Source organism: Polymorphobacter sp. (genome assembly GCF_048007885.1).
In the GTDB taxonomy this organism is placed as follows: Bacteria; Pseudomonadota; Alphaproteobacteria; order Sphingomonadales; family Sphingomonadaceae; genus Sandarakinorhabdus.
Genome location: NZ_CP180346.1, coordinates 1,101,772 through 1,120,922, shown reverse-complemented (window position 1 = coordinate 1,120,922; position 19,151 = coordinate 1,101,772). Strand labels below are relative to the sequence as shown.

18 protein-coding genes are annotated in these 19,151 nt (G+C 65.2%); 11 read left to right on the top strand and 7 right to left on the bottom strand.

The genetic code is table 11. From position 1 onward, the window contains the following. Window positions 1-18: 18 nt before the first annotated feature. Entirely contained in the window at window positions 19-1,551 is a 1,533-nt protein-coding gene (locus ACMVO5_RS05305; protein ID WP_416909025.1) for a fumarate hydratase, read from the bottom strand. A gap of 451 nt (window positions 1,552-2,002) precedes the next feature. On the opposite strand from ACMVO5_RS05305, the gene ACMVO5_RS05300 reads away from it, so the two are divergent. Next, window positions 2,003-3,895: a ribonucleoside-diphosphate reductase subunit alpha gene (locus tag ACMVO5_RS05300; RefSeq protein WP_416909309.1), complete on the top strand. Its 1,893-nt coding sequence runs from the start codon at window positions 2,003-2,005 to the stop codon at window positions 3,893-3,895. Between the two features lie 153 nt (window positions 3,896-4,048). Further along, window positions 4,049-5,104, top strand: coding sequence for a ribonucleotide-diphosphate reductase subunit beta (locus ACMVO5_RS05295; protein WP_416909024.1), 1,056 nt, complete (start codon window positions 4,049-4,051; stop codon window positions 5,102-5,104). Window positions 5,105-5,360: 256 nt separating this feature from the next. On the opposite strand, the gene ACMVO5_RS05290 is transcribed toward ACMVO5_RS05295, so the two are convergent. The 4 genes from ACMVO5_RS05290 to glmU all read right to left on the bottom strand — a co-directional run bounded on the left by ACMVO5_RS05290 (window position 5,361) and on the right by glmU (window position 9,169). Further along, on the bottom strand, window positions 5,361-5,651 hold the full coding sequence (locus ACMVO5_RS05290; RefSeq protein WP_416909023.1) for a type II toxin-antitoxin system RelE/ParE family toxin: 291 nt from the start codon (window positions 5,649-5,651) through the stop codon (window positions 5,361-5,363). Beyond that, window positions 5,638-5,886, bottom strand: coding sequence for a hypothetical protein (locus ACMVO5_RS05285; protein WP_416909022.1), 249 nt, complete (start codon window positions 5,884-5,886; stop codon window positions 5,638-5,640). Before ACMVO5_RS05285 ends, ACMVO5_RS05290 begins: the two co-directional genes overlap by 14 nt. Before the next feature lie 82 nt (window positions 5,887-5,968). After that, the gene (gene glmS / locus ACMVO5_RS05280; protein WP_416909021.1) at window positions 5,969-7,813 is read right to left on the bottom strand and encodes a glutamine--fructose-6-phosphate transaminase (isomerizing); all 1,845 of its coding nucleotides are present in this window, start codon (window positions 7,811-7,813) and stop codon (window positions 5,969-5,971) included. A 3-nt stretch (window positions 7,814-7,816) separates the two neighbouring features. Beyond that, on the bottom strand, window positions 7,817-9,169 hold the full coding sequence (glmU, locus tag ACMVO5_RS05275) for a bifunctional UDP-N-acetylglucosamine diphosphorylase/glucosamine-1-phosphate N-acetyltransferase GlmU (protein WP_416909020.1): 1,353 nt from the start codon (window positions 9,167-9,169) through the stop codon (window positions 7,817-7,819). Between the two features lie 60 nt (window positions 9,170-9,229). Here glmU and gph point away from each other — a divergent pair, with 60 nt between their 5' ends. The 9 genes from gph to ACMVO5_RS05230 all read left to right on the top strand — a co-directional run bounded on the left by gph (window position 9,230) and on the right by ACMVO5_RS05230 (window position 18,084). Further along, the gene (gph, locus tag ACMVO5_RS05270) at window positions 9,230-9,898 is read left to right on the top strand and encodes a phosphoglycolate phosphatase (RefSeq protein ID WP_416909308.1); all 669 of its coding nucleotides are present in this window, start codon (window positions 9,230-9,232) and stop codon (window positions 9,896-9,898) included. Continuing rightward, on the top strand, window positions 9,895-11,058 hold the full coding sequence (locus ACMVO5_RS05265) for a sensor histidine kinase (RefSeq protein ID WP_416909019.1): 1,164 nt from the start codon (window positions 9,895-9,897) through the stop codon (window positions 11,056-11,058). The genes gph and ACMVO5_RS05265 overlap by 4 nt, the downstream gene beginning before the upstream one ends. A 90-nt stretch (window positions 11,059-11,148) precedes the next feature. After that, on the top strand, window positions 11,149-12,165 hold the full coding sequence (locus ACMVO5_RS05260; RefSeq protein WP_416909307.1) for a substrate-binding domain-containing protein: 1,017 nt from the start codon (window positions 11,149-11,151) through the stop codon (window positions 12,163-12,165). Further along, entirely contained in the window at window positions 12,165-13,559 is a 1,395-nt protein-coding gene (gene pstC / locus ACMVO5_RS05255) for a phosphate ABC transporter permease subunit PstC (RefSeq protein ID WP_416909018.1), read from the top strand. The genes ACMVO5_RS05260 and pstC overlap by 1 nt, the downstream gene beginning before the upstream one ends. 8 nt (window positions 13,560-13,567) lie before the next feature. After that, on the top strand, window positions 13,568-14,866 hold the full coding sequence (gene pstA, locus ACMVO5_RS05250) for a phosphate ABC transporter permease PstA (protein WP_416909306.1): 1,299 nt from the start codon (window positions 13,568-13,570) through the stop codon (window positions 14,864-14,866). Between the two features lie 35 nt (window positions 14,867-14,901). Continuing rightward, complete coding sequence (gene pstB, locus ACMVO5_RS05245) at window positions 14,902-15,648, top strand: phosphate ABC transporter ATP-binding protein PstB (RefSeq protein ID WP_416909305.1); 747 nt, start codon at window positions 14,902-14,904, stop codon at window positions 15,646-15,648. A gap of 14 nt (window positions 15,649-15,662) precedes the next feature. Further along, window positions 15,663-16,406 carry a phosphate signaling complex protein PhoU gene (phoU, locus tag ACMVO5_RS05240; protein ID WP_416909017.1) on the top strand — a complete coding sequence of 248 codons (744 nt, stop codon included), beginning with the start codon at window positions 15,663-15,665 and terminating at the stop codon, window positions 16,404-16,406. Beyond that, window positions 16,406-17,122, top strand: coding sequence for a phosphate regulon transcriptional regulator PhoB (phoB, locus tag ACMVO5_RS05235; RefSeq protein WP_416909016.1), 717 nt, complete (start codon window positions 16,406-16,408; stop codon window positions 17,120-17,122). The genes phoU and phoB overlap by 1 nt, the downstream gene beginning before the upstream one ends. Before the next feature lie 68 nt (window positions 17,123-17,190). Then, window positions 17,191-18,084, top strand: coding sequence for an SDR family NAD(P)-dependent oxidoreductase (locus ACMVO5_RS05230; RefSeq protein ID WP_416909015.1), 894 nt, complete (start codon window positions 17,191-17,193; stop codon window positions 18,082-18,084). Here the strand turns inward: ACMVO5_RS05230 and ACMVO5_RS05225 are convergent. After that, window positions 18,081-18,416 (bottom strand): DUF2794 domain-containing protein, encoded by a 336-nt coding sequence (locus tag ACMVO5_RS05225; protein ID WP_416909014.1) that lies wholly within the window; start codon window positions 18,414-18,416, stop codon window positions 18,081-18,083. The two genes, ACMVO5_RS05230 and ACMVO5_RS05225, sit on opposite strands and share 4 nt — an antisense overlap. Before the next feature lie 3 nt (window positions 18,417-18,419). Further along, window positions 18,420-19,100 (bottom strand): serine O-acetyltransferase EpsC, encoded by a 681-nt coding sequence (gene epsC, locus ACMVO5_RS05220; protein ID WP_416909013.1) that lies wholly within the window; start codon window positions 19,098-19,100, stop codon window positions 18,420-18,422. Window positions 19,101-19,151: the final 51 nt, after the last annotated feature.

Sequence of the window (19,151 nt, the reverse complement as noted above, 5' to 3'; positions counted from 1 at the left end):
GACAAGTCGCTGAACGTCTCAGGCTGTTTTTTCGAGCGCGCGGGCGGCGGCGATTTTCTCCTTCCATTGGCTGGGGCCGGTTTTGTGGACGCTGGTCCCCGTGGCATCGACAGCGACGGTGACGGGCATGTTTTCGACGGTGAATTCGTAAATGGCCTCCATGCCGAGGTCTTCAAAGGCGACGACGCGGCTGGCCTTGATCGCCTTGGCGACGAGATAGGCGGCACCGCCGACCGCCATCAGATAGGCGGCCTTGTGCCTCGCGATGGCCTCGATGCCGGCGGGGCCGCGCTCTGCCTTGCCGACCATGGCGATGAGGCCGGTCTGGGCGAGCATGGTCTCGGTGAACTTGTCCATGCGGGTGGCGGTGGTGGGGCCGGCGGGGCCGACGACTTCATCACGGACCGGATCGACGGGGCCGACATAATAGATGACGCGGTTGGTGAAATCGACGGGCAGCGGCTCGCCTTTGGCCAGCATGTCGACCATGCGCTTGTGGGCGGCGTCGCGGCCGGTGAGCATCTTGCCATTGAGGAGCAGCCGGTCGCCGGGCTTCCAGCTGGCGACGGTCTCGGGGGTGAGGCTGCCCAGATCGACCGGAATGGCCTGCGGGCTGGGTTTCCAGTCGACCTTGGGCCAGTTGGCGAGATCGGGGGCGGGGAGATAGGCGGGGCCGGAGCCATCGAGGACGAGGTGCGCATGGCGGGTGGCGGCGCAATTGGGGATCATGGCGATGGGCTTGGAGGCGGCGTGGGTGGCGCAGGAGATGATCTTGACATCAAGGATGGTGGAGAGGCCGCCAAGGCCCTGGGCGCCGATGCCGAGATCGTTGACGGCATCGTACAGTTCGATGCGCAGCTCTTCGGTGGGGGTTTGCGGGCCGCGGGCCTTGAGCGCGGCCATGTCGATGGGCTCCATCAGCGCTTCCTTGGCCATGATCATCGCCTTTTCGGCGGTGCCGCCGATGCCGATGCCGAGCATGCCGGGCGGGCACCAGCCGGCGCCCATTTGCGGCAGGGTGTTGACCACCCAGTCTCTTATCGAATCAGACGGGTTGAGCATGGCGAACTTGGACTTGTTTTCGGAGCCGCCGCCCTTGGCAGCCACGGTGATCTCGACGGTGTTGCCCGGCACCAGCTCGATATGGGTGACGGCAGGCGTGTTGTCGCGCGTGTTGACGCGGGTGAAGGCGGGATCGGCGACGATGGAGGCGCGCAGCTTGTTTTCGGGGTGGAGATAGGCGCGGCGCACACCTTCGTCGACCATTTGTGCAACAGTCAGAGTGCCTTCGAAGTGAACGTTCATGCCGATCTTGAGGAAGGCGACGACGATTCCGGTGTCCTGGCAGATCGGGCGATGGCCTTCGGCGCACATGCGGCTGTTGGTGAGGATCTGGGCGATGGCGTCCTTGGCGGCCGGGCTTTCTTCATGGGCATAGGCTTCGCCCAGCGCGTGGATGTAATCCATGGGGTGGAAGTAGCTGATATATTGGAGGGCATCGGCGACGGTGGCGATGACATCTTCCTGGGCGATGACGGTCTGGTTGGACATTTGGGCTTCCTGCTGCTGATTTGCGGCATGATAGCGGGCGCGGGTGGGATGCGCGAGAGCGGGTTTGAGGCGCAATAACGGGGTTGCAAAATCCGCTGCGGTTGTTCCGGCGGCCTTAAGAATTGGTGTTGATTGTCAAGCGTGGGGGCCAAGGCCTTGGACTGGCTTGGGGCGCTGAGAAATCGGTGCCGATGCGGCGGAAAGGGGCTTGCGTCTTTTTTGTGATGAGGCACTATCTGTAGGTGGCGCCGGGCTGACAACCACTAGGGCTAGATGTTCAGGCGAGCGAAAAGCGTCCACAGGCTGTGCGGGCATGTGGAACATGGGGATAAGAGGGGGCCGGGACGATTTGGCGCGTGACCCCGTTTTGTTCCCGACATAAGATGGGGGCTTGAGTTTGGTGAGTGATTTTCAGGAACGCGGCATGGAACATGAGGAAGCGAGCGCGCTGATGGAGGCGCAGGAGGCGGCGACCGCTGTTCTGGCGCGGGCGATGTCTGACGCGGCCTCGGCGCCGGCGGCCGAGAAGCGGGCGTCGAATGCGGTGATGCCGTGGCGGTTCGAGATTTCGGTCGACCGGACGCGTGATGCGCTGCTGACCGACTTTGGCAAGGACACGCTGAACGACCGCTATCTGCTGCCGGGCGAGAGCTATCAGGACCTGTTTGCGCGGGTGGCGGCGGCCTATGCCGATGATGCAGAGCATGCGCAGCGACTGTATGATTATATCTCGAAGCTGTGGTTCATGCCGGCGACGCCCGTGCTTTCCAACGGCGGGACGGGGCGGGGGCTGCCGATTTCCTGCTATCTCAACTCGGTGAGCGACAGCCTCGAGGGGATTGTCGGGACGTGGAACGAGAATGTGTGGCTGGCCTCGCGCGGGGGCGGCATCGGCACCTATTGGGGCCGGGTGCGCGGCATTGGCGAGCCGGTGGGGCTGAACGGCAAGACCAGCGGGATCATTCCCTTTGTGCGGGTGATGGACAGCCTGACGTTGGCGATCAGCCAGGGCTCGCTGCGGCGCGGGTCGGCGGCGGTGTATCTGGATATTTCGCACCCGGAGATCGAGGAGTTTCTGGAGATCCGCAAGCCGAGCGGAGACTTCAACCGGAAGGCGCTGAACCTGCATCACGGGGTGCTGGTGACCGATGCCTTCATGGAGGCGGTGCGCGACGGGACGAGCTTTGACCTTGTCAGCCCCAAGACCGGCGAGAAGCGCGGCGAAGTGGATGCGCGCGGGCTGTTCACCAAGCTGGTGGAGACGCGGCTGGCGACCGGCGAGCCCTATATCATCTTCGCCGATGAGGTGAACCGGACGATGCCCAAGCACCAGCGCGACCTGGGGCTGAAGGTTTCGACGTCGAACCTCTGCTCGGAGATCACGCTGCCCACAGGCCCGGACCATCTGGGCAATGACCGGACCGCGGTGTGCTGCCTGTCGTCGCTCAATCTGGAGACCTGGGACCAGTGGCATGACCAGCCGCTGTTCATCGAGGATTGCATGCGCTTTCTCGACAATGTGCTGCAGGACTATATCGACCGGGCCGAGCCGGAGATGAGCCGCGCGCGCTATGCGGCGTCGCGCGAGCGGTCGGTGGGGCTTGGGGTGATGGGGCTGCACAGCTTCTTTCAGGCGCGCGGCATTCCCTTTGAAGGGGCGATGGCGAAGAGCTGGAATTTGAAGATCTTCCGGCATATCCGCTCGCAGGTGGACCAGGCTTCGATGGCGCTGGCGGTGGAGCGCGGGCCGTGCCCGGACGCGGCCGACATGGGCGTGATGGAGCGGTTTTCGTGCAAGATGGCGATTGCGCCGACGGCGAGCATCTCGATCATTGCCGGGGGGACGAGCGCCTGCATCGAGCCGATTCCGGCGAATGTCTATACGCACAAGACGCTGTCGGGCAGCTTTGTGGTGAAGAACCCCTATCTTGAGAGGCTGTTGACCGAGAAATCGAAGAATTCGGATGCGGTGTGGAACTCGATTCTGGAGCGTGGCGGATCGGTGCAGCATCTGGATTTTCTGAACGCGGACGAAAAGGCGGTGTATCGCACGGCCTTTGAGATCGACCAGCGCTGGCTGTTGGAGCTGGCCGGCGACCGGACGCCCTATATCGACCAGGCGCAGTCTCTCAATCTGTTCATTCCGGCGGATGTGGAGAAGTGGGACCTGCTGATGCTGCACTACCGGGCGTGGGAGCTGGGCATCAAGTCGCTCTATTATCTGCGTTCGATGAGCATCCAGCGGGCGGGCTTTGCCGGCGGGGTGGAAGCGGACAACACGACCGAACGGCCGGTGATGACGGTCGAGCGGCGGGATTATGACGAATGCCTTGCCTGTCAGTAGGGCATGACCGCGAGGGGAACTTCGCGGGACCCGCACTGGTGACAGCCGGTCCGGGATGGTGAGGGGGTCGGGGCGCTGACATCGCTAACTCCGCGCCCGGACCCCCTCCCACTCTGCTGACACGCGTAACGAGTTTTAAAAGGAACCTGACCGATGTCTCTTCTCAAGGCCTCCAAGTCCTACAAGCCCTTTGAATATCCCTGGGCCTATGATTTCTGGAAGCGCCAGCAGCAGGTGCACTGGATGCCCGAGGAGGTGCCGCTGGGCGAGGACTGCCGCGACTGGGCGCAGAAGCTGACCGACCATGAGCGCAATCTGCTGACGCAGATCTTCCGCTTCTTCACCCAGGCGGATGTGGAGGTGCAGGACTGTTATCATGACAAATATGGCCGGGTGTTCAAGCCGACCGAAGTGAAGATGATGCTGACGGCGTTTTCGAACATGGAGACGATCCATATCGCCGCCTACAGCCATCTGCTCGACACGATCGGGATGCCGGAGAGCGAGTATTCGGCGTTTCTGAATTACAAGGAGATGCGCGACAAGCATGACTTCATGAACACGTTCGGCGTGGACAGCGACGCGGACATTGCGCGGACGCTGGCGATGTTTGGCGGGTTTACCGAAGGGCTGCAGCTGTTTGCGAGCTTCGCGATGCTGATGAACTTCCCGCGCTTCAACAAGATGAAGGGCATGGGGCAGATCGTGAGCTGGAGCGTGCGCGACGAGAGCCTGCACTGCGAAGGGATTGTGAAGCTGTTTCACGCTTTTTGCGCGGAAACGGGCGTGCTGACCTCGAAGATCAGGGATGACATTGCGGACGTTTGCCAGAAGACGGTGCGGCTGGAGGATGCGTTCATCGACCTGGCGTTTGAGATGGGGCCGGTTTCGGGGATGACGCCGAAGGACATCAAGCGCTATGTGCGCTTCATCGCCGACTGGCGGCTGAAGCAGCTGGGCATGGCGCCGATCTATATGGTGGAAGAGCATCCGCTGCCGTGGCTGACGCCGCTGCTCAATGGTGTGGAGCATGCCAATTTCTTCGAGGCGCGGGCGACGGAATATTCCAAGGCCGCGACCCGGGGCAATTGGGGCGAGGTTTGGAACGCGTTTGACTCGCGCAAGCTGGCCAAGACGACGAGCGAAGGCGGCGTGGCGAACGCCGAGGACGACCGTCAGGGCGGGCTGCTGGGGGTGGCGGCGGAGTGATCTGACTTGCCTCCGGCGGGCAGGGGGCGGCGCCCCCTGCACCCCAGAAGTTATTGATGGGTTTGATTGCTTGCGTCCGGTTCGAACTGGGTCGGTTAGCGTTGGCGAGAAGATTGCAAGCAGCTGCCACCGCCATACATTTATGATTGTGGTTGGCTAGCAGCCGAACCATGACCAAGAGCCGCTGACTATTGGGGTCTGGGGCCTGAGGCCCCAGCCGCCGGAGGCAGTTTTCCTGAGAACTGTGTTTAGCAATTCAGATGCGGCGGTCGGCGTCCATGCGTTGGTGGAGGACGCGGGTGACCAGCACGCCCTTTGTGTCCGGTCGGTAGTAGATGATGTGGCTTTCGGCTGAGATGCGGCGCAACGGTTGTTTTCGGTTCGGGACTTCTGTGCCGATCATTGGAAAATCGAGCAGGGCATTTGCGGTGGCCATGAGCATTGCTGCGTATCGGTCTGCGGTATCGAGTCCGAAGTTTTTGAAGCCATAGTCATAGATGGCGTCGAGATCCTGCCGGGCTGCGGCAGTGAACCTAAGCTTTGGCACCGAGATTGCGTTTGCGGGCTTCGGCGAAGATTTCTTCGATGGACAGGCCGCAGTCTTCACTTGCGTCGCCTTCGTCGAGGGCGGCGTTGAGGGCGGCTTGTCTTTCGGTGTCGATCCGGTCTCGCTCGACCAGCTCGTTCAGATAGGCCTCGGAGCTTGGCCATGCGCCGGTGGCGACGCGCTGGGCGATCCATTCACGGGCCGGCTCGGCGAGGGATGTCGGTTTTTGCGCCATAGGGGAGAATCTGCCTTTGGGGAGGGCGCATGTCAACAAATGGGGTCTGGGGCCTGAGGCCCCAGCCGCCGGAGGCTTTTGATCACTCGACGGTGACGGATTTGGCGAGGTTTCGGGGTTGGTCGACGTCGGTGCCTTTGGCGAGTGCGGTGTGGTAGGCGAGGAGTTGGATGGGGATGGCGGTGATGAGGGGTTGGAGGAAGGGGTCGGTGTTGGGGATGGCCAGCGTTGCGATGAGGGTTTTGGTGGTGGTGGTGCTGCCTGTTTGATCGGTGATGAGGAGGACGGGGCCGCCGCGGGCGCTGACTTCTTCCATGTTGCTGACGGTTTTTTCGAAGCGGGGGCCTGAGGGCGCGATGACGACGGTGGGGGTGTGTTCGTCGATGAGCGCGATGGGGCCGTGCTTGAGTTCGCCTGCGGCATAGCCTTCGGCGTGGATGTAGCTGATTTCTTTCAGTTTGAGGGCGCCTTCGAGGGCGAGGGGATAATCGGGGCCGCGGCCGATGTAGAGGATGTCCCGGGCGCGGCTGAGGGTTTGGGCGACGGTGTGGATCTGGGTTTCGAGGGCGAGGGCTTCGTTCATGAGGGCGGGGGCCTGGGCGAGCAGGCGGACGTGGGCGGCTTCGGATTCGGGGGTGAGGTGGCCGCGCAGGCGGGCGAGTGCGACCGAGAAGGCGGCGAGGACGGCCAGCTGGCAGGTGAAGGCCTTGGTGCTGGCGACGCCGATTTCGGGGCCGGCGTGGGTGGGGAGGATGAGGCCGGCTTCGCGGGCCATGGTGCTGGTGGGGACGTTGACGATGGCGGCTGTTGGCTGGTGGGCGGCCTGAGCGTGGCGGAGCGCTGCGAGCGTGTCGGCGGTTTCGCCCGATTGGGAGATGAGGAGGAGGAGGGTGTCCGGGCTGGTGACGGGGTTTTTGTAGCGATATTCGGAGGCGTTTTCGACCGAAGTGGGGATGCGGGCGAGATCTTCGAGCCAGTAGCTGGCGATGTGACCGGCGAGAAGGGCGGTGCCGCAGGCGACGATCTGGATGCGGTTGATCTGGGCGAGATCGAGGGTGGTTTGGGGCAGCGTGACGGTTTCGGTGAGGGGATCGAGCCAGGGGCCGAGCGTCTGGGCGACGGTGATGGGTTGTTCGTGGATCTCTTTTTCCATGAAGTGGCGGTAACTGCCCTTTTCGATGAGGGCGGCGGAGGCGCTGGAGATGGTGAGGGGGCGGGTGACGGGCTGGCCGGCGGCGTTGGTGATTTCGACTGTGGTGGGGGTGAGGCGGACGCTGTCGCCTTCTTCGAGATAGGTGATCTGGTTGGTGAAGGGGGCGAGGCCGAGCGCATCCGAGCCGAGGAAGTGTTCGGGGGCTTGCGGATTGGTGCCATGGCCGATGACCAGCGGGCTGCCGCGCCGTGCGCCGTAGAGGACGCCGGGCTCTGAGGTGAAGAGGATGGCGAAGCTGAAGGCGCCGTGGAGGCGGGGGAGGAGGGCGGCGAGGGCCTGAGCGGGGGTGTGGCCCTTGGCGAGGAGGAGGGTGAGGAGATGGGCGACGATTTCGCTGTCGGTTTCGGAAGCGAGGGTGCGGCCGGCGGCGAGGACTTCGGTGCGCAGGGCCTTGTAGTTTTCGATGATGCCGTTGTGGACGAGGGTGACGGCTTCTGTGGCATGGGGATGGGCATTGTCGGTCGTGGCGGCACCGTGGGTGGCCCAGCGGGTGTGGGCGATGCCGCTGTGGCCGGGGAGCGGGTCTTGGGTGAGGGTGGCGGCGAGATTGTCGAGCTTGCCGGCGGCGCGGCGGCGGGCGATGTGGCCGTGTGCTTCGGTGGCGATGCCGGCGCTGTCATAGCCGCGATATTCGAGGCGGCGCAGGCCTTCGAGCAGGCGCGGCGCGGCGGGGGGGCTGGACGGGGTGCTGGTGATGCCGATGATGCCGCACATGGGCTATTTGGGCCTTTTTGACATGAGGGCGCGGAAGCGGGCGGCCCAGCCGGGCTTGGCCTGCTGGGGGGCGCGGGTGAGGGCGAGCGCGTCTGGCGCGACATCTGAGGTGATGGTGCTGCCGGCGCCGATGATGGCGCGCTCCCCGATGGTGACCGGGGCGACCAGCGCCGTGTTGGAGCCGATGAAGGCGCCAGTGCCGATGATGGTCTGGTGCTTTGCGAAGCCATCATAATTGCAGGTGATGGTGCCGGCGCCGATGTTGGCGGCTTCGCCGATATGGGCATCACCCAGGTAGCTGAGGTGGTTGGCCTTGGCGCCGGGGGCGAAGCGGGCGTTTTTGGTTTCGACGAAATTGCCGATCTTGACGCCTTGCTCGAGGACGGTGCCGGGGCGGAGGCGGGCGAAGGGGCCGACTTCGCAGCCTTCGCCGATGTGGGCGCCTTCGATATGGCTGTGGGCGCGGATGCGGGCGGCGCGGCCGATATGGACGCCGGGGCCGAAGACGGTGAAGGGCTCGATGAGCGCGTCGGGCTCGGCGGTGGTATCATGGGCGAGGAAGACGGTTTCGGGGGCGGGCATGGCGACGCCGGCGGCCATGAGGGCTGTGCGGGCGCGGGCCTGGAAGGCGGCTTCGATTGTCGCGAGCTCGGCGCGGCTGTTGGCGCCGAGGACTTCGGATGCGGGCGCTTCGATGAGGCGGGCGGTGAGGCCATCGGCGATGATCTGGGTGATGACATCGGGGAGATAATATTCTTGCGCTTTGTTGGTGTTGGTGAGGCGGGCGAGGCGGGGCCAGAGATCGGCGGCGCGCACGGCCATGAGGCCGGAATTGCACAGCGGTGTGGCGCGCTCTTCGGGGGTGGCGTCCTTGTATTCGACCATCTTGGTGATGCGGTCGGAGGTGGTGAGGATGCGGCCGTAATGGGCGGGGTCGGATGGGCGGAAGCCGAGGACGGCGGCGGCGGTGTCTGGCGTGAGGGCGGCGGCGAGTTTTTGCAGCGTTTCGGTGGTGATGAGGGGGACGTCGCCGGCGAGGATGAGGACGGTGCCCTGGAAGCCCTGGAGCGCGGCTTCAGCCTGGCGGGCGGCGTGGCCGGTGCCGAGCTGTTCGGCCTGATGGGCGAGGCGGACGGGGCGGCCCTTGAGCGCGGCTTCGACCTGACTCCGGCCTGCGCCGACGACGACGATTTGATGGACGGGCGAAAGCGGAGCAAGACTGTCCAATATGTGCAACAGCATTGGTTTATGGGCGATAGGATGGAGCGTTTTGTGCAGCGCCGATTGCATGCGCTTGCCCTGGCCGGCAGCGAGGATGATGGCCGCCAGCGGGGCAGGGGAGGGGGACGTGCTCACGCCTTGGGGCATGCCATATCGGCCTTGCGTTGGGAAGCGAGGCGGGGTCAATTGGCTGCTGTGAAATATCCTGGCACAATCGTTTTTGATCTGGACGGGACGCTTGTGGACACGGCGCCCGACCTGACCGCGGCGCTGAACCATGCGCTGGGCGAACTGGGGCGGCCGCCGGTGGACCCGCAAGCGGTGCGGCATATGGTGGGGCACGGCGCGCGCAAGCTGCTGGAGCGCGGGCTGGCGGCGAGCGGGACGGCGTCGCCTGCCTTGGTGGAGGCCGGGGTGCCGGCGTTTCTGGACTATTATTGGCTGCACATTGCCGACGGGTCGCGGCCCTTTGAGGGGGTGGAGGCGGCGATGGACCGGCTGGCGGCGGCGGGCTGCCGGCTGGCGGTGTGCACCAACAAGCCGGTGGCGCTGGCGCAGGGGCTGATCGGGGCGCTGGGCTGGACGAAGCGGTTTTCGGCGGTGATGGGGTTTGATTCGGTGCCGCTGCCCAAGCCCGACCCCGGCCATGTGTGGGCGACGATCGAGGCGGCGGGCGGCGATGTGGCGGACGCGGCCTATGTGGGCGATTCGATGACCGATGTGGCGGCGGCGCGGGCGGCAGGCGTGCCGGTGGTGGCGGTGAGCTTTGGCTTTTCGGACCGGCCGGCGGCGGCGCTGGGGGCGGACGCGGTGATTGACCATTATGATGCGCTGGACGGGGTGCTGGCGGGGTTTGTGCGATGAGCGCCTCGATGGTGCTGGCCTTTCTGGCGCTGATGCTGGCCGCGCTTGGGCTGGGCTGGCTGATGGGGCGGCGGCCGGTGGCGGCGCCGGAGCCGGTGCGTGTGGTGCCGCCGCCGCCGGAGCCGGTGCTGCTGCCGCCGGACCGGATCAGCATCGAGGCGATTGCCGACCCGGCGCTGATTGTGGAGGGCGCGCGCGCGGTGGCGGCCAATGCGGCGGCGCGGACGCTGTTTGGCGCGCGGATCGAGGGCGGCGACCTGCGGCTGGTGTTGCGGCACCCGGCCGTGCTGGACGCGGTGTCGGAGGCGGCGGCGAAGGGGACGAGCATCAGGCGCGAGGTGAACGGGCTGGGCAGCGGCAACAGCGCCTGGCGGTTGCGCGCGGTGGAGGCGGATGACGGGCGGGTGCTGGTGGTTTTCGAGGATATTACCCAGGCGCGGCTGACCGAGCGGATGCGGGTGGATTTCGTGGCCAATGCCAGCCATGAGCTGCGCACGCCGCTGGCGACGCTGTCGGGCTTCATCGAGACGCTGCTGGGGCCGGCGGCGGAGGATGAGCCGGCACGGCGGCGGTTTTTGAGCATCATGGCCAATGAGGCCGGGCGGATGAGCCGGCTGATCGACGATTTGCTGTCACTGTCGCGCATCGAGCTGGACAAATATGTGCGGCCCTCGATGTCGCTCGATCTGGTGAGCGTGTTTGGCGATGTCGGCAAGACGCTGGCGATGCGGCTGGACCAGGACCAGCGGCAGCTGGTGCTGAAGATTTCGGACGGGCTGCCGCCGGTGGTGGGGGACCGCGACCAGATTTTGCAGGTGCTGCACAATCTGGTGTCGAACGCGCTCAAATATGGGCAGACGGGGACGCCGATCACGGTGCGTGCGGGCGTGGAGAATGGCGCGGTGAAGATTGTGGTCGCGGATGTGGGCGAGGGGATTGCGCCCGAGCATCTGCCGCGGCTGACCGAGCGCTTTTACCGGGTCGATTCGCAGCGCTCGCGCAAGATGGGGGGGACCGGGCTGGGGCTGGCGATTGTGAAGCATATCGTCGAGCGGCACCGGGGGCGGCTCGAGATCGAGAGCCGGCAGGGGGAGGGCACCGAGGTGAGCTTTACCTTGCCGATTGCGCGGGCGGAGGCGCCGGCGCCTGCATTGTCATAAAAATGCAATGAAACTGTCATACGCGCCGCATGTTCGCTCGGTATGGCGAGGGATGGATTGGTGTGGAGCCGGGTCTTGCGTTCGAGCGTGATGGTTTTTGTGGCAGCGGTGCTGGGGCTGCTGGCGGCGCCGGTGGCGGCGCGCACGCAGCTGCGCATTGTCGGCTCGTCAACGCTGTATCCGTTTGTGACGGCGATCGCCGAGCAGTTCAAGCGCGCCAACCCGCAGTTTCCCGGGCCAATCGTGGAATTGACCGGGACGGGCGGGGGCATCAAGCTGTTTTGTGCGGGCGTGGGCGAGCGCTTTCCTGATGTGGCCAATGCCTCGCGGCGGATCAAGGCGAGCGAGATCGAGGATTGCGCGAAGAATGGCGTGACCGATATTGTCGAGGTGCAGCTGGGGCTGGACGGGCTGGCGATTGCGCAGGGGCGCGCGGGGCGGTTTCCGGGGCTGACCGAGGAGCAAGTCTACCGGGCGCTGGCGGCGCGGCCTTATGGCAAGCCGCAGACGGCGAAGCTGTGGAGCGATATCGATCCGGCGCTGCCGCGGCTTCGCATCGAGGTTTTGGGACCGCCGCCGACGAGCGGCACGCGCGACGCCTTCAACGAGCTTTACATGGAGGCCGGTTGCGACGCGAACCCGGCGATGGAGGCGCTGAAGGCGCGCGACCCGGATGCGCACAAGCAGATCTGCACGGCGCTGCGCGAGGATGGGGCCTTTGTGGAAGCGGGCGAGAATGACAATCTGATCGTGCAGAAGCTGGCGGCGAACCCCAATCTGCTGGGCGTGTTCGGCTATTCCTATCTGGAAGAGAATCTCGACAAGGTGAAGGGGCTGCGCATTTCCGGGGTGGAGCCGACCTATGAGAATATTGCGAGCTTCGCCTTTCCGGCATCGCGGCCGCTTTATGTCTATGTGAAGGCGCAGCATCTGCGGGCGGTGCGCGGGATGCGCGAGTTTCTGGTCGAGCTGAGCCGGGAATCGACCTGGGGGCGGCGCGGCTATCTGGCGCGGCGCGGGCTGGTGGCCTCGCCGGACGCGGTGCGGGCGGAAAATGCGAAGGCCGCGCGCGAGATGGTGCTGCTCGACCCGGCCGAGATCGGCTGATGGGGCTGCCGTTTCTCTTTCTGGCTGTGTTCGGGCTGGCGGCGCTCGCCTTTGTGATGGGCCGCGCGCGCGGCAATGCGCTGGTGCTGGCAGGCGGCGCGCGGATCGGGGCGGTGCATTCGCGGCCCAATTATCATGGCTCTTATGTGGCCATTCTGGCGCTGCTGCCGGCGCTGCTGGTGCTGCTGGGCTGGACGGTTGTGGGCGACGGCGTGGTTGATGAGCGGGTGCTGGCGAGTGTGCCGGCCGATATGCGGCCGGTGAGTGCGCTCGACCGGTCGAGCTTCATGAACGAAGTGCGCGGGCTGGCGGCGGGCGAGATTGACGAGCCGTTCAATGCAGCGGCAACGCCGGCGGCGGCGGAGTTCGAGGCGGTTGAGGGCAATTACAATCTGCTGGCCGGTGCTGTGGCGGCGACGCTGGCGGCGCTGGGCGGGCTGTTTGGCTTTACCCGGCTGTCACCGCAGTTCCGGGCGCGCAACCAGGTCGAGACGGCGGTGCGCTGGACGCTGATGGGGGCGTCGCTGGTGGCGATTTTGACCACGTTCGGGATTGTGCTGAGCCTGATCTTCGAGAGCGTGCGGTTTTTCCAGTCGGTGTCGCCGGTGGAGTTTCTGACGGGCACGCGCTGGTCTCCGCAGACGGCGCTCAGGGCGGACCAGGTGGGGTCTTCGGGGGCCTTTGGCGCGGTGCCGCTGTTTTGGGGGACGATTTTCATCGGCGCGATCATCGCCATGCTGGTGGCGATTCCGCTGGGGCTGATGTCGGCGGTCTATCTGACCCAATATGCCAAGCCGGGGTTGCGGCGGGTGCTGAAGCCGGTGCTGGAGCTGCTCGCGGGCGTGCCGACGGTGGTTTACGGGTTTTTTGCGGCGCTCACCGTGGCGCCGAAGGTGCGCGACTTCGCCGTGTCGTTGGGGATGAGCGAGGCGAGCTCGGAATTGGCGCTGGCGGCGGGCGTGGTGATGGGGATCATGATCATTCCCTTCGTGTCATCGATGGCCGATGATGCGCTGAACGCGGTGCCGGGCGCGATGCGCGATGGCAGCCTGGCGATGGGGGCGACGCCTTCGGAGACGGTGAAGCGGGTGTTGCTGCCCGCCGCCCTGCCGGGCATTGTCGGCGGCGTGTTGCTGGCGGTGAGCCGGGCGATTGGCGAGACGATGATCGTGGTGATGGCGGCCGGGCTGGCGGCCAATCTGACGGTCAACCCGTTTGACAGCGTGACCACGGTGACGACGCAGATCGTGGCGCTTTTGACCGGGGACCAGGAATTTGACAGCCCCAAGACGCTGTCGGCCTTTGCGCTGGGGCTGGTGCTGTTTGGCATCACGCTGCTGCTCAATATCTATGCGCTGGCGGTGGTGAAGAAGTATCGCGAGGCCTATGACTGATGGCGACGATGGCCGCCCCTGCTGAGCTGCGCGCCGAGCGGGCGCCGACGGACTGGGCGTCGCCGACGATGCAGCGGCGCATTGCAAGGCGCTATGCAGCCGAGCGCAATTTTCGCTGGCTGGGCATGGGCGCGTTGCTGCTGGCGGCGAGCTTTCTGGCGTTCTTGCTGTTCACCATCGTGCGCGATGGCTGGACGGGCTTTCTTGATACCGAGGTGCGGGTTGAGGTGACGTATGATCCGGCGGTGCTGAAGATCGGTGCCGAGGCGCTGGCGGCGCGGCCGGCCGAGACGCTGCGGCAGGCGGAATTTGCCGAGCTGATGTTGCAGGCTTCCGAGCAGCTGGGCGATTTCGAGTCGGTGGTGAGCGAGGGCGCCTGGCTGGCGCTGCGCGAGCGGCTGGCGGCGGACCCGACGCTTTTGGGGAAGAGCGAGGCGGTGTGGGTGCCGGTCAGGAGCGAGATCGACCTTTTGAACAAGGGCAAGTTTGACCTTGAGGCGCCGGCCGAGACGCGCGGGGTGAGCGACCGTGATGTGGCGGCGTGGCGGCAGCTTTCGGGCGAGGGGCGGCTGCGGACGGGGTTCAACAGCATCTTCTTGAGCACGGCGGATTCGACGGTGCCGGAGCTGGCGGGCATCTGGGGAGCGGCGCTGGGCAGCCTGTTGACGCTGATCGTGACCATCTTGTTTGCCTTTCCGGTGGGGGTGTTGGCGGCGATCTGGCTGGAGGAATTTGCGCCGAGGAACCGCTGGACCGACCTCATTGAGGTGAGCATCAACAATCTGGCGGCGGTGCCGTCGATCATCTTCGGGCTTTTGGGATTGGCGGTGTTTCTGAACTTTTTCGGGATGCCGCGCTCCGCCCCGCTGGTGGGCGGGATGACGCTGGCGCTGATGACGCTGCCGGTGATCGTGATTTCGGCGCGGGTGGCGATCAAGGCTGTGCCGCCGTCGATCAGGGACGCGGCACTCGGCATTGGGGCTTCGCCCATCCAGGTGGTGTTTCAGCATGTGCTGCCGCTGGCCCTGCCGGGCATCTTGACGGGCACGATCATCGGCGTGGCGCGCGCGCTGGGCGAGACGGCGCCGCTGCTGCTGATTGGCATGCGGGCCTTTGTCGTGGACACGCCGCAGGGCTTTACCTCGCCGGCGACCGTTTTGCCGGTGCAGGTGTTTTTGTGGTCTGACGATGTGGCGCGCGGCTTTGTCGAAAAGACATCGGCGGCGATCATGGCGCTGATGGCCATTCTCATCGCCATGAATTCGGTGGCGATCTATCTTCGCAACAAGTTCGAGAGGCGCTGGTGAACAGCTATCCCGCCAATACACCCACTGCGCCGAAGATGACGGCGCGCAATGTCAAGGTTGCCTATGGCGAGACCGAGGCGATCAAGGGGGTGTCGATTGACGTGCACACCGATGAGGTGACGGCGTTCATCGGGCCTTCGGGCTGCGGGAAATCGACCTTTCTGCGCTGTTTCAACCGGATGAACGACACGGTCGAGAGCGCGCGGGTGACCGGCGAGATCAAGCTCGACGAGGTCGATATCTATGCGCCGTCGATGGACGTGGTGCAGCTGCGGGCGCGGGTGGGGATGGTGTTTCAGAAGCCCAATCCCTTTCCCAAGTCGATTTACGAGAACATTGCTTATGGGCCGCGGATTCATGGGCTGGCGGCGAGCAAGGCGGACATGGACAATATCGTCGAACAGTCCCTGCGCCGCGCCGGGCTTTGGGAGGAAGTGAAGGACCGGCTGGGCGAGAGCGGCACGGCGATGTCGGGCGGGCAGCAGCAGCGGCTGTGCATCGCACGCGCCATTGCCGTGGACCCGGAGGTGATCTTGATGGACGAGCCGTGCTCGGCGCTCGACCCGATTGCCACCGCACGGATCGAGGAGCTGATCGACGAGCTGCGCGGGCGCTATGCGATCATCATCGTGACGCACAACATGCAGCAGGCGGCGCGGGTGAGCCAGAAGACGGCATTTTTCCATTTGGGCACGATGGTGGAATATGGCGACACGTCGATGATCTTCACCAATCCGTCGGAGCCGCGCACCAAGGATTACATCACGGGTCGTTATGGCTGAGGGAGACATGGATCGTGGCTGAGAACACTGGCCATACTGTCAAGTCCTTCGACGAGGATATTGGCCAGCTGCGCGCGATCATCAGCCAGATGGGCGGGCTGTGCGAGGTGCAGATTGATGCCGCCGTGCAGGCGCTGGTGATGCGCAACATCGATGCGGCGGCCGAGATTTTGAAGGGCGATGCGCGGATTGATGCCCTCGAGCTGGAAGCCGAAGCGCTGGCGGTGAGAATCATCGCGCTGCGGGCGCCGCTGGCGGACGATCTGCGCGAGATTGTGGCGGCGCTGAAGATGGCGAGCGTGCTGGAGCGGATTGGCGATTATGCCAAGAACATCGCCAAGCGGGCCTCGGCGGTGTCGCAGTCGCAGCCGGTGGGGCCGGTGGTGATCGTGCCGGAGATGGCGCGGGTGGTGGTGGGCATGATCCGCGATGTGCTGGATGCCTTTGTTGACCGCGACGCGGCGCTGGCGCGCGAGGTTTCGGAGCGCGACCGGCGGGTGGATGATCTCTACAACAGCCTGTTCCGCTCGCTGCTGACCTTCATGATGGAAAACCCGCATTACATCACGCCGTCGACGCATCTGCTGTTTGTGGCGAAGAATTTGGAGCGGATCGGCGACCATGCGACGTCGATTGCCGAGATGGTGCATTATTCGGTGACCGGCAAGCGGCTCACCGACCGGGCCAAGACCGATGATACGTCGCGGCTGGCTGGCCCCAACCTGTCTGTGTTGCCGAATGTCGAGGAGAATGAGTGATGCGCCCGAAGATTCTGCTGGTTGAGGATGATGCCCATCTGGTCGAGCTGGTGAGCTACAACCTCGAAAAGGAAGATTTCGATGTGATCCGCACCGGCGACGGCGAGGAAGCGCTGGTGCTGGCGGTCGAGGAGAAGCCGGACCTGGTGATCCTTGACTGGATGATCGCCAATCTTTCCGGGATCGAGGTGTGCCGCCGGCTGCGCCGGGCGCCGGCGACGGCCAATCTGCCGATCGTGATGCTGACCGCGCGAGCCGAGGAGGCCGACCGCATTCGCGGGCTGGAGACGGGCGCGGATGATTATGTGACCAAGCCGTTTTCGCCGCGCGAGCTGGTGGCGCGCATCCGGGCGCTGCTGCGCCGGCTGCGCCCCGCACTTCTGGGCGGCAGCCTGGAATATGCCGGCATCAGCATGGACACCTCGGCGCACAAGGTGATGCGCGATGGCCATGTGGTGCAGCTGGGGCCGACGGAATTCCGGCTGCTTCGGCATTTCCTCGAGCATCCGGGCCGGGTGTTCTCGCGCGAGCAGCTGCTTGATGCGGTGTGGGGGCGCGATGTCTATGTCGAGCAGCGCACCGTGGATGTGCATATCCGGCGGCTGCGCAAGGCGGTGAATGCGGCGCCGAACGGCGTCGAGCTGCCCGATGTCATCCGCACGGTGCGCTCGGCCGGCTATGCGCTGGATTCGGAGCCGGTGCTGCTGCGCGCCTGATAGGCCTTTGCCTTGGCGGCGGCTTGGGATAGACAGCGCTGCTTGTTCAACAGGGGCGTTTTCGTTTCATGACCATCAGCTTTGAAAATCGGGTTGCCATTGTCACCGGGGCCGGTGGCGGGCTGGGCCGGGCCTATGCGCTGGAGCTGGCGCGGCGCGGGGCCAAGGTGGTGATCAACGATCTGGGCGGTTCGCGCGACGGCACCGGCAGCTCGCTTTCGGCCGCGCAATCGGTGGTGGACGAGATCGAGGCGGCGGGCGGCGAGGCGATGGCCAATGGCGCGAGCGTGACCGATGCGGCCGCGGTCGAGAAGATGGTGGCCTTTGTCAAGGAGCGCTGGGGGCGGATCGACATCTTGATCAACAACGCCGGCATTTTGCGCGACAAGACCTTTGTGAAGATGACGCTCGATGATTTTCGCCAGGTGCTTGATGTGCATCTGATGGGCTCGGCGATCTGCACCAAGGCGGTGTGGGAGCTGATGCGCGAGCAGGGCTATGGGCGCATTTTGATGACGACCTCCTCGACCGGGCTTTACGGCAATTTTGGCCAGGCCAATTATGGGGCGGCGAAGATGGCGCTGGTTGGGCTGATGAAGACTCTGGCGCTGGAGGGCGCCAAGTATAATGTGCGCGTGAACACCATTGCACCGCTGGCGGCGACGCGGATGACCGAGGACCTGATGCCGGCCGAGCTTTTGGCGAAGATCGGGCCGGAGACGGTGGTGCCGGCGGCGGTCTATCTGGTGAGCGAGGACGCGCCGACCAATGCGATCATCAACGCCGGTGGCGGCGGCTTCGAGCGGGCGCATGTGACGCTGACGCGGGGCATTCATGTGGCGCCGGAGGACATGACCGCCGAGACGATTGCGGCGCGCTTTGACGAGATCAGCGACCGCACCGGCGAGACCGTGCCCGATACGGGTGCGGCGCAGGGCGCGGTTGCGCTGGGTGGGGCTTAGTCCACCGCTTTCAGCAGGCGGCGTTCGAGCGGGGCGAGCACGCTGGCGAGCTCATGGCCGCGCTTGAGGACGACGCCGCCTTCGCCGTAGAGGATCCATTCGCCCTGCCGGTTGCGCAGCGCCGGATCCTTGACGATACGGGCTTCGGGATTTTCAGCCGCACGGCGGAAGCCGGAGAAGCTGGCGTGTTTTTCACCCATGTGGAGGGCGTAATCCTTCCACAGGCCGGCGGCGACCATGCGGCCATAGAGCGAGAGGATGCGGTCCAGCTCGGGGCGGGTGAAGCCGACTTGCGAGGGGGAGCCGAGAGGTAGCGCCGTGATGTTGGCCAAGGCTCAGCCGGCCTTCCGCTGGTCGGTGTCGCTCTTTTCGGCGGTGAGCGCATCGAGGCGGGCGCGGAGCACCTCCATCTCGCAGCGCAGCAGTTCGATCTTCTGGGTTTCGGGATCGAACTTCTGCGCGCACGGCGTGCCATAGGGCATGAAGTCCTTGGCCTTGACCTCGGCTTCGACCGGGATGGCGCGGGCCGGGATGCCGACCATGGTGGCGCCGGCCGCCACATCGCGGGTGACGACGGCATTGGCGCCGACGCGGGCGCGGGCGCCCACCGTGATAGGGCCGAGCACCTGCGCGCCCGAGCCGATGATGACGCCGTCTTGCAAAGTGGGGTGGCGCTTGCCGGCGACGCCGCCGGCGGGATCGGTGCCGCCCAATGTGACGCACTGGTAGATGGTCACATTGTCTCCGATGACCGCGGTTTCGCCAATGACGACGAAGCCATGATCGATGAAGAAGTTGCGGCCGATGCGGGCGCCGGGGTGGATGTCGATGGCGGTCAAGGCGCGCGAGACATGGTTGATGATGCGCGCCAGCAGATAGAGGCGCAGGCCGAACAGGGCATGGGCGATGCGGTGGAAGCCGAGCGCGAGCACGCCGGGGTAGGTGAGCACCTCCCAGCGGGAGCGCGGGGCGGGATCGCGCGACTTGACCGAATCGAGATAGGCAATGAGCGCCATGACTGCTCTCCGCAGAGGATTTGGCCTCTGCCTTGCACCCAAGATAGGCCT

What these genes read in the sequence shown, in the direction of transcription:
- ACMVO5_RS05305 (WP_416909025.1), bottom strand. Translation starts at nt 1,551, where the DNA reads ATGTCCAACCAGACCGTCATCGCCCAGGAAGATGTCATCGCCACCGTC.
- ACMVO5_RS05300 (WP_416909309.1), top strand. Translation starts at nt 2,003, where the DNA reads ATGGAGGCGCAGGAGGCGGCGACCGCTGTTCTGGCGCGGGCGATGTCT.
- ACMVO5_RS05295 (WP_416909024.1), top strand. Translation starts at nt 4,049, where the DNA reads ATGTCTCTTCTCAAGGCCTCCAAGTCCTACAAGCCCTTTGAATATCCC.
- ACMVO5_RS05285 (WP_416909022.1), bottom strand. Translation starts at nt 5,886, where the DNA reads ATGGCGCAAAAACCGACATCCCTCGCCGAGCCGGCCCGTGAATGGATC.
- glmS (WP_416909021.1), bottom strand. Translation starts at nt 7,813, where the DNA reads ATGTGCGGCATCATCGGCATCACCAGCACCCCGTCCAGCCCCCCCGCC.
- ACMVO5_RS05265 (WP_416909019.1), top strand. Translation starts at nt 9,895, where the DNA reads ATGAGCGCCTCGATGGTGCTGGCCTTTCTGGCGCTGATGCTGGCCGCG.
- ACMVO5_RS05260 (WP_416909307.1), top strand. Translation starts at nt 11,149, where the DNA reads ATGGTTTTTGTGGCAGCGGTGCTGGGGCTGCTGGCGGCGCCGGTGGCG.
- pstC (WP_416909018.1), top strand. Translation starts at nt 12,165, where the DNA reads ATGGGGCTGCCGTTTCTCTTTCTGGCTGTGTTCGGGCTGGCGGCGCTC.
- pstA (WP_416909306.1), top strand. Translation starts at nt 13,568, where the DNA reads ATGGCCGCCCCTGCTGAGCTGCGCGCCGAGCGGGCGCCGACGGACTGG.
- pstB (WP_416909305.1), top strand. Translation starts at nt 14,902, where the DNA reads ATGACGGCGCGCAATGTCAAGGTTGCCTATGGCGAGACCGAGGCGATC.
- phoB (WP_416909016.1), top strand. Translation starts at nt 16,406, where the DNA reads ATGCGCCCGAAGATTCTGCTGGTTGAGGATGATGCCCATCTGGTCGAG.
- ACMVO5_RS05230 (WP_416909015.1), top strand. Translation starts at nt 17,191, where the DNA reads ATGACCATCAGCTTTGAAAATCGGGTTGCCATTGTCACCGGGGCCGGT.
- epsC (WP_416909013.1), bottom strand. Translation starts at nt 19,100, where the DNA reads ATGGCGCTCATTGCCTATCTCGATTCGGTCAAGTCGCGCGATCCCGCC.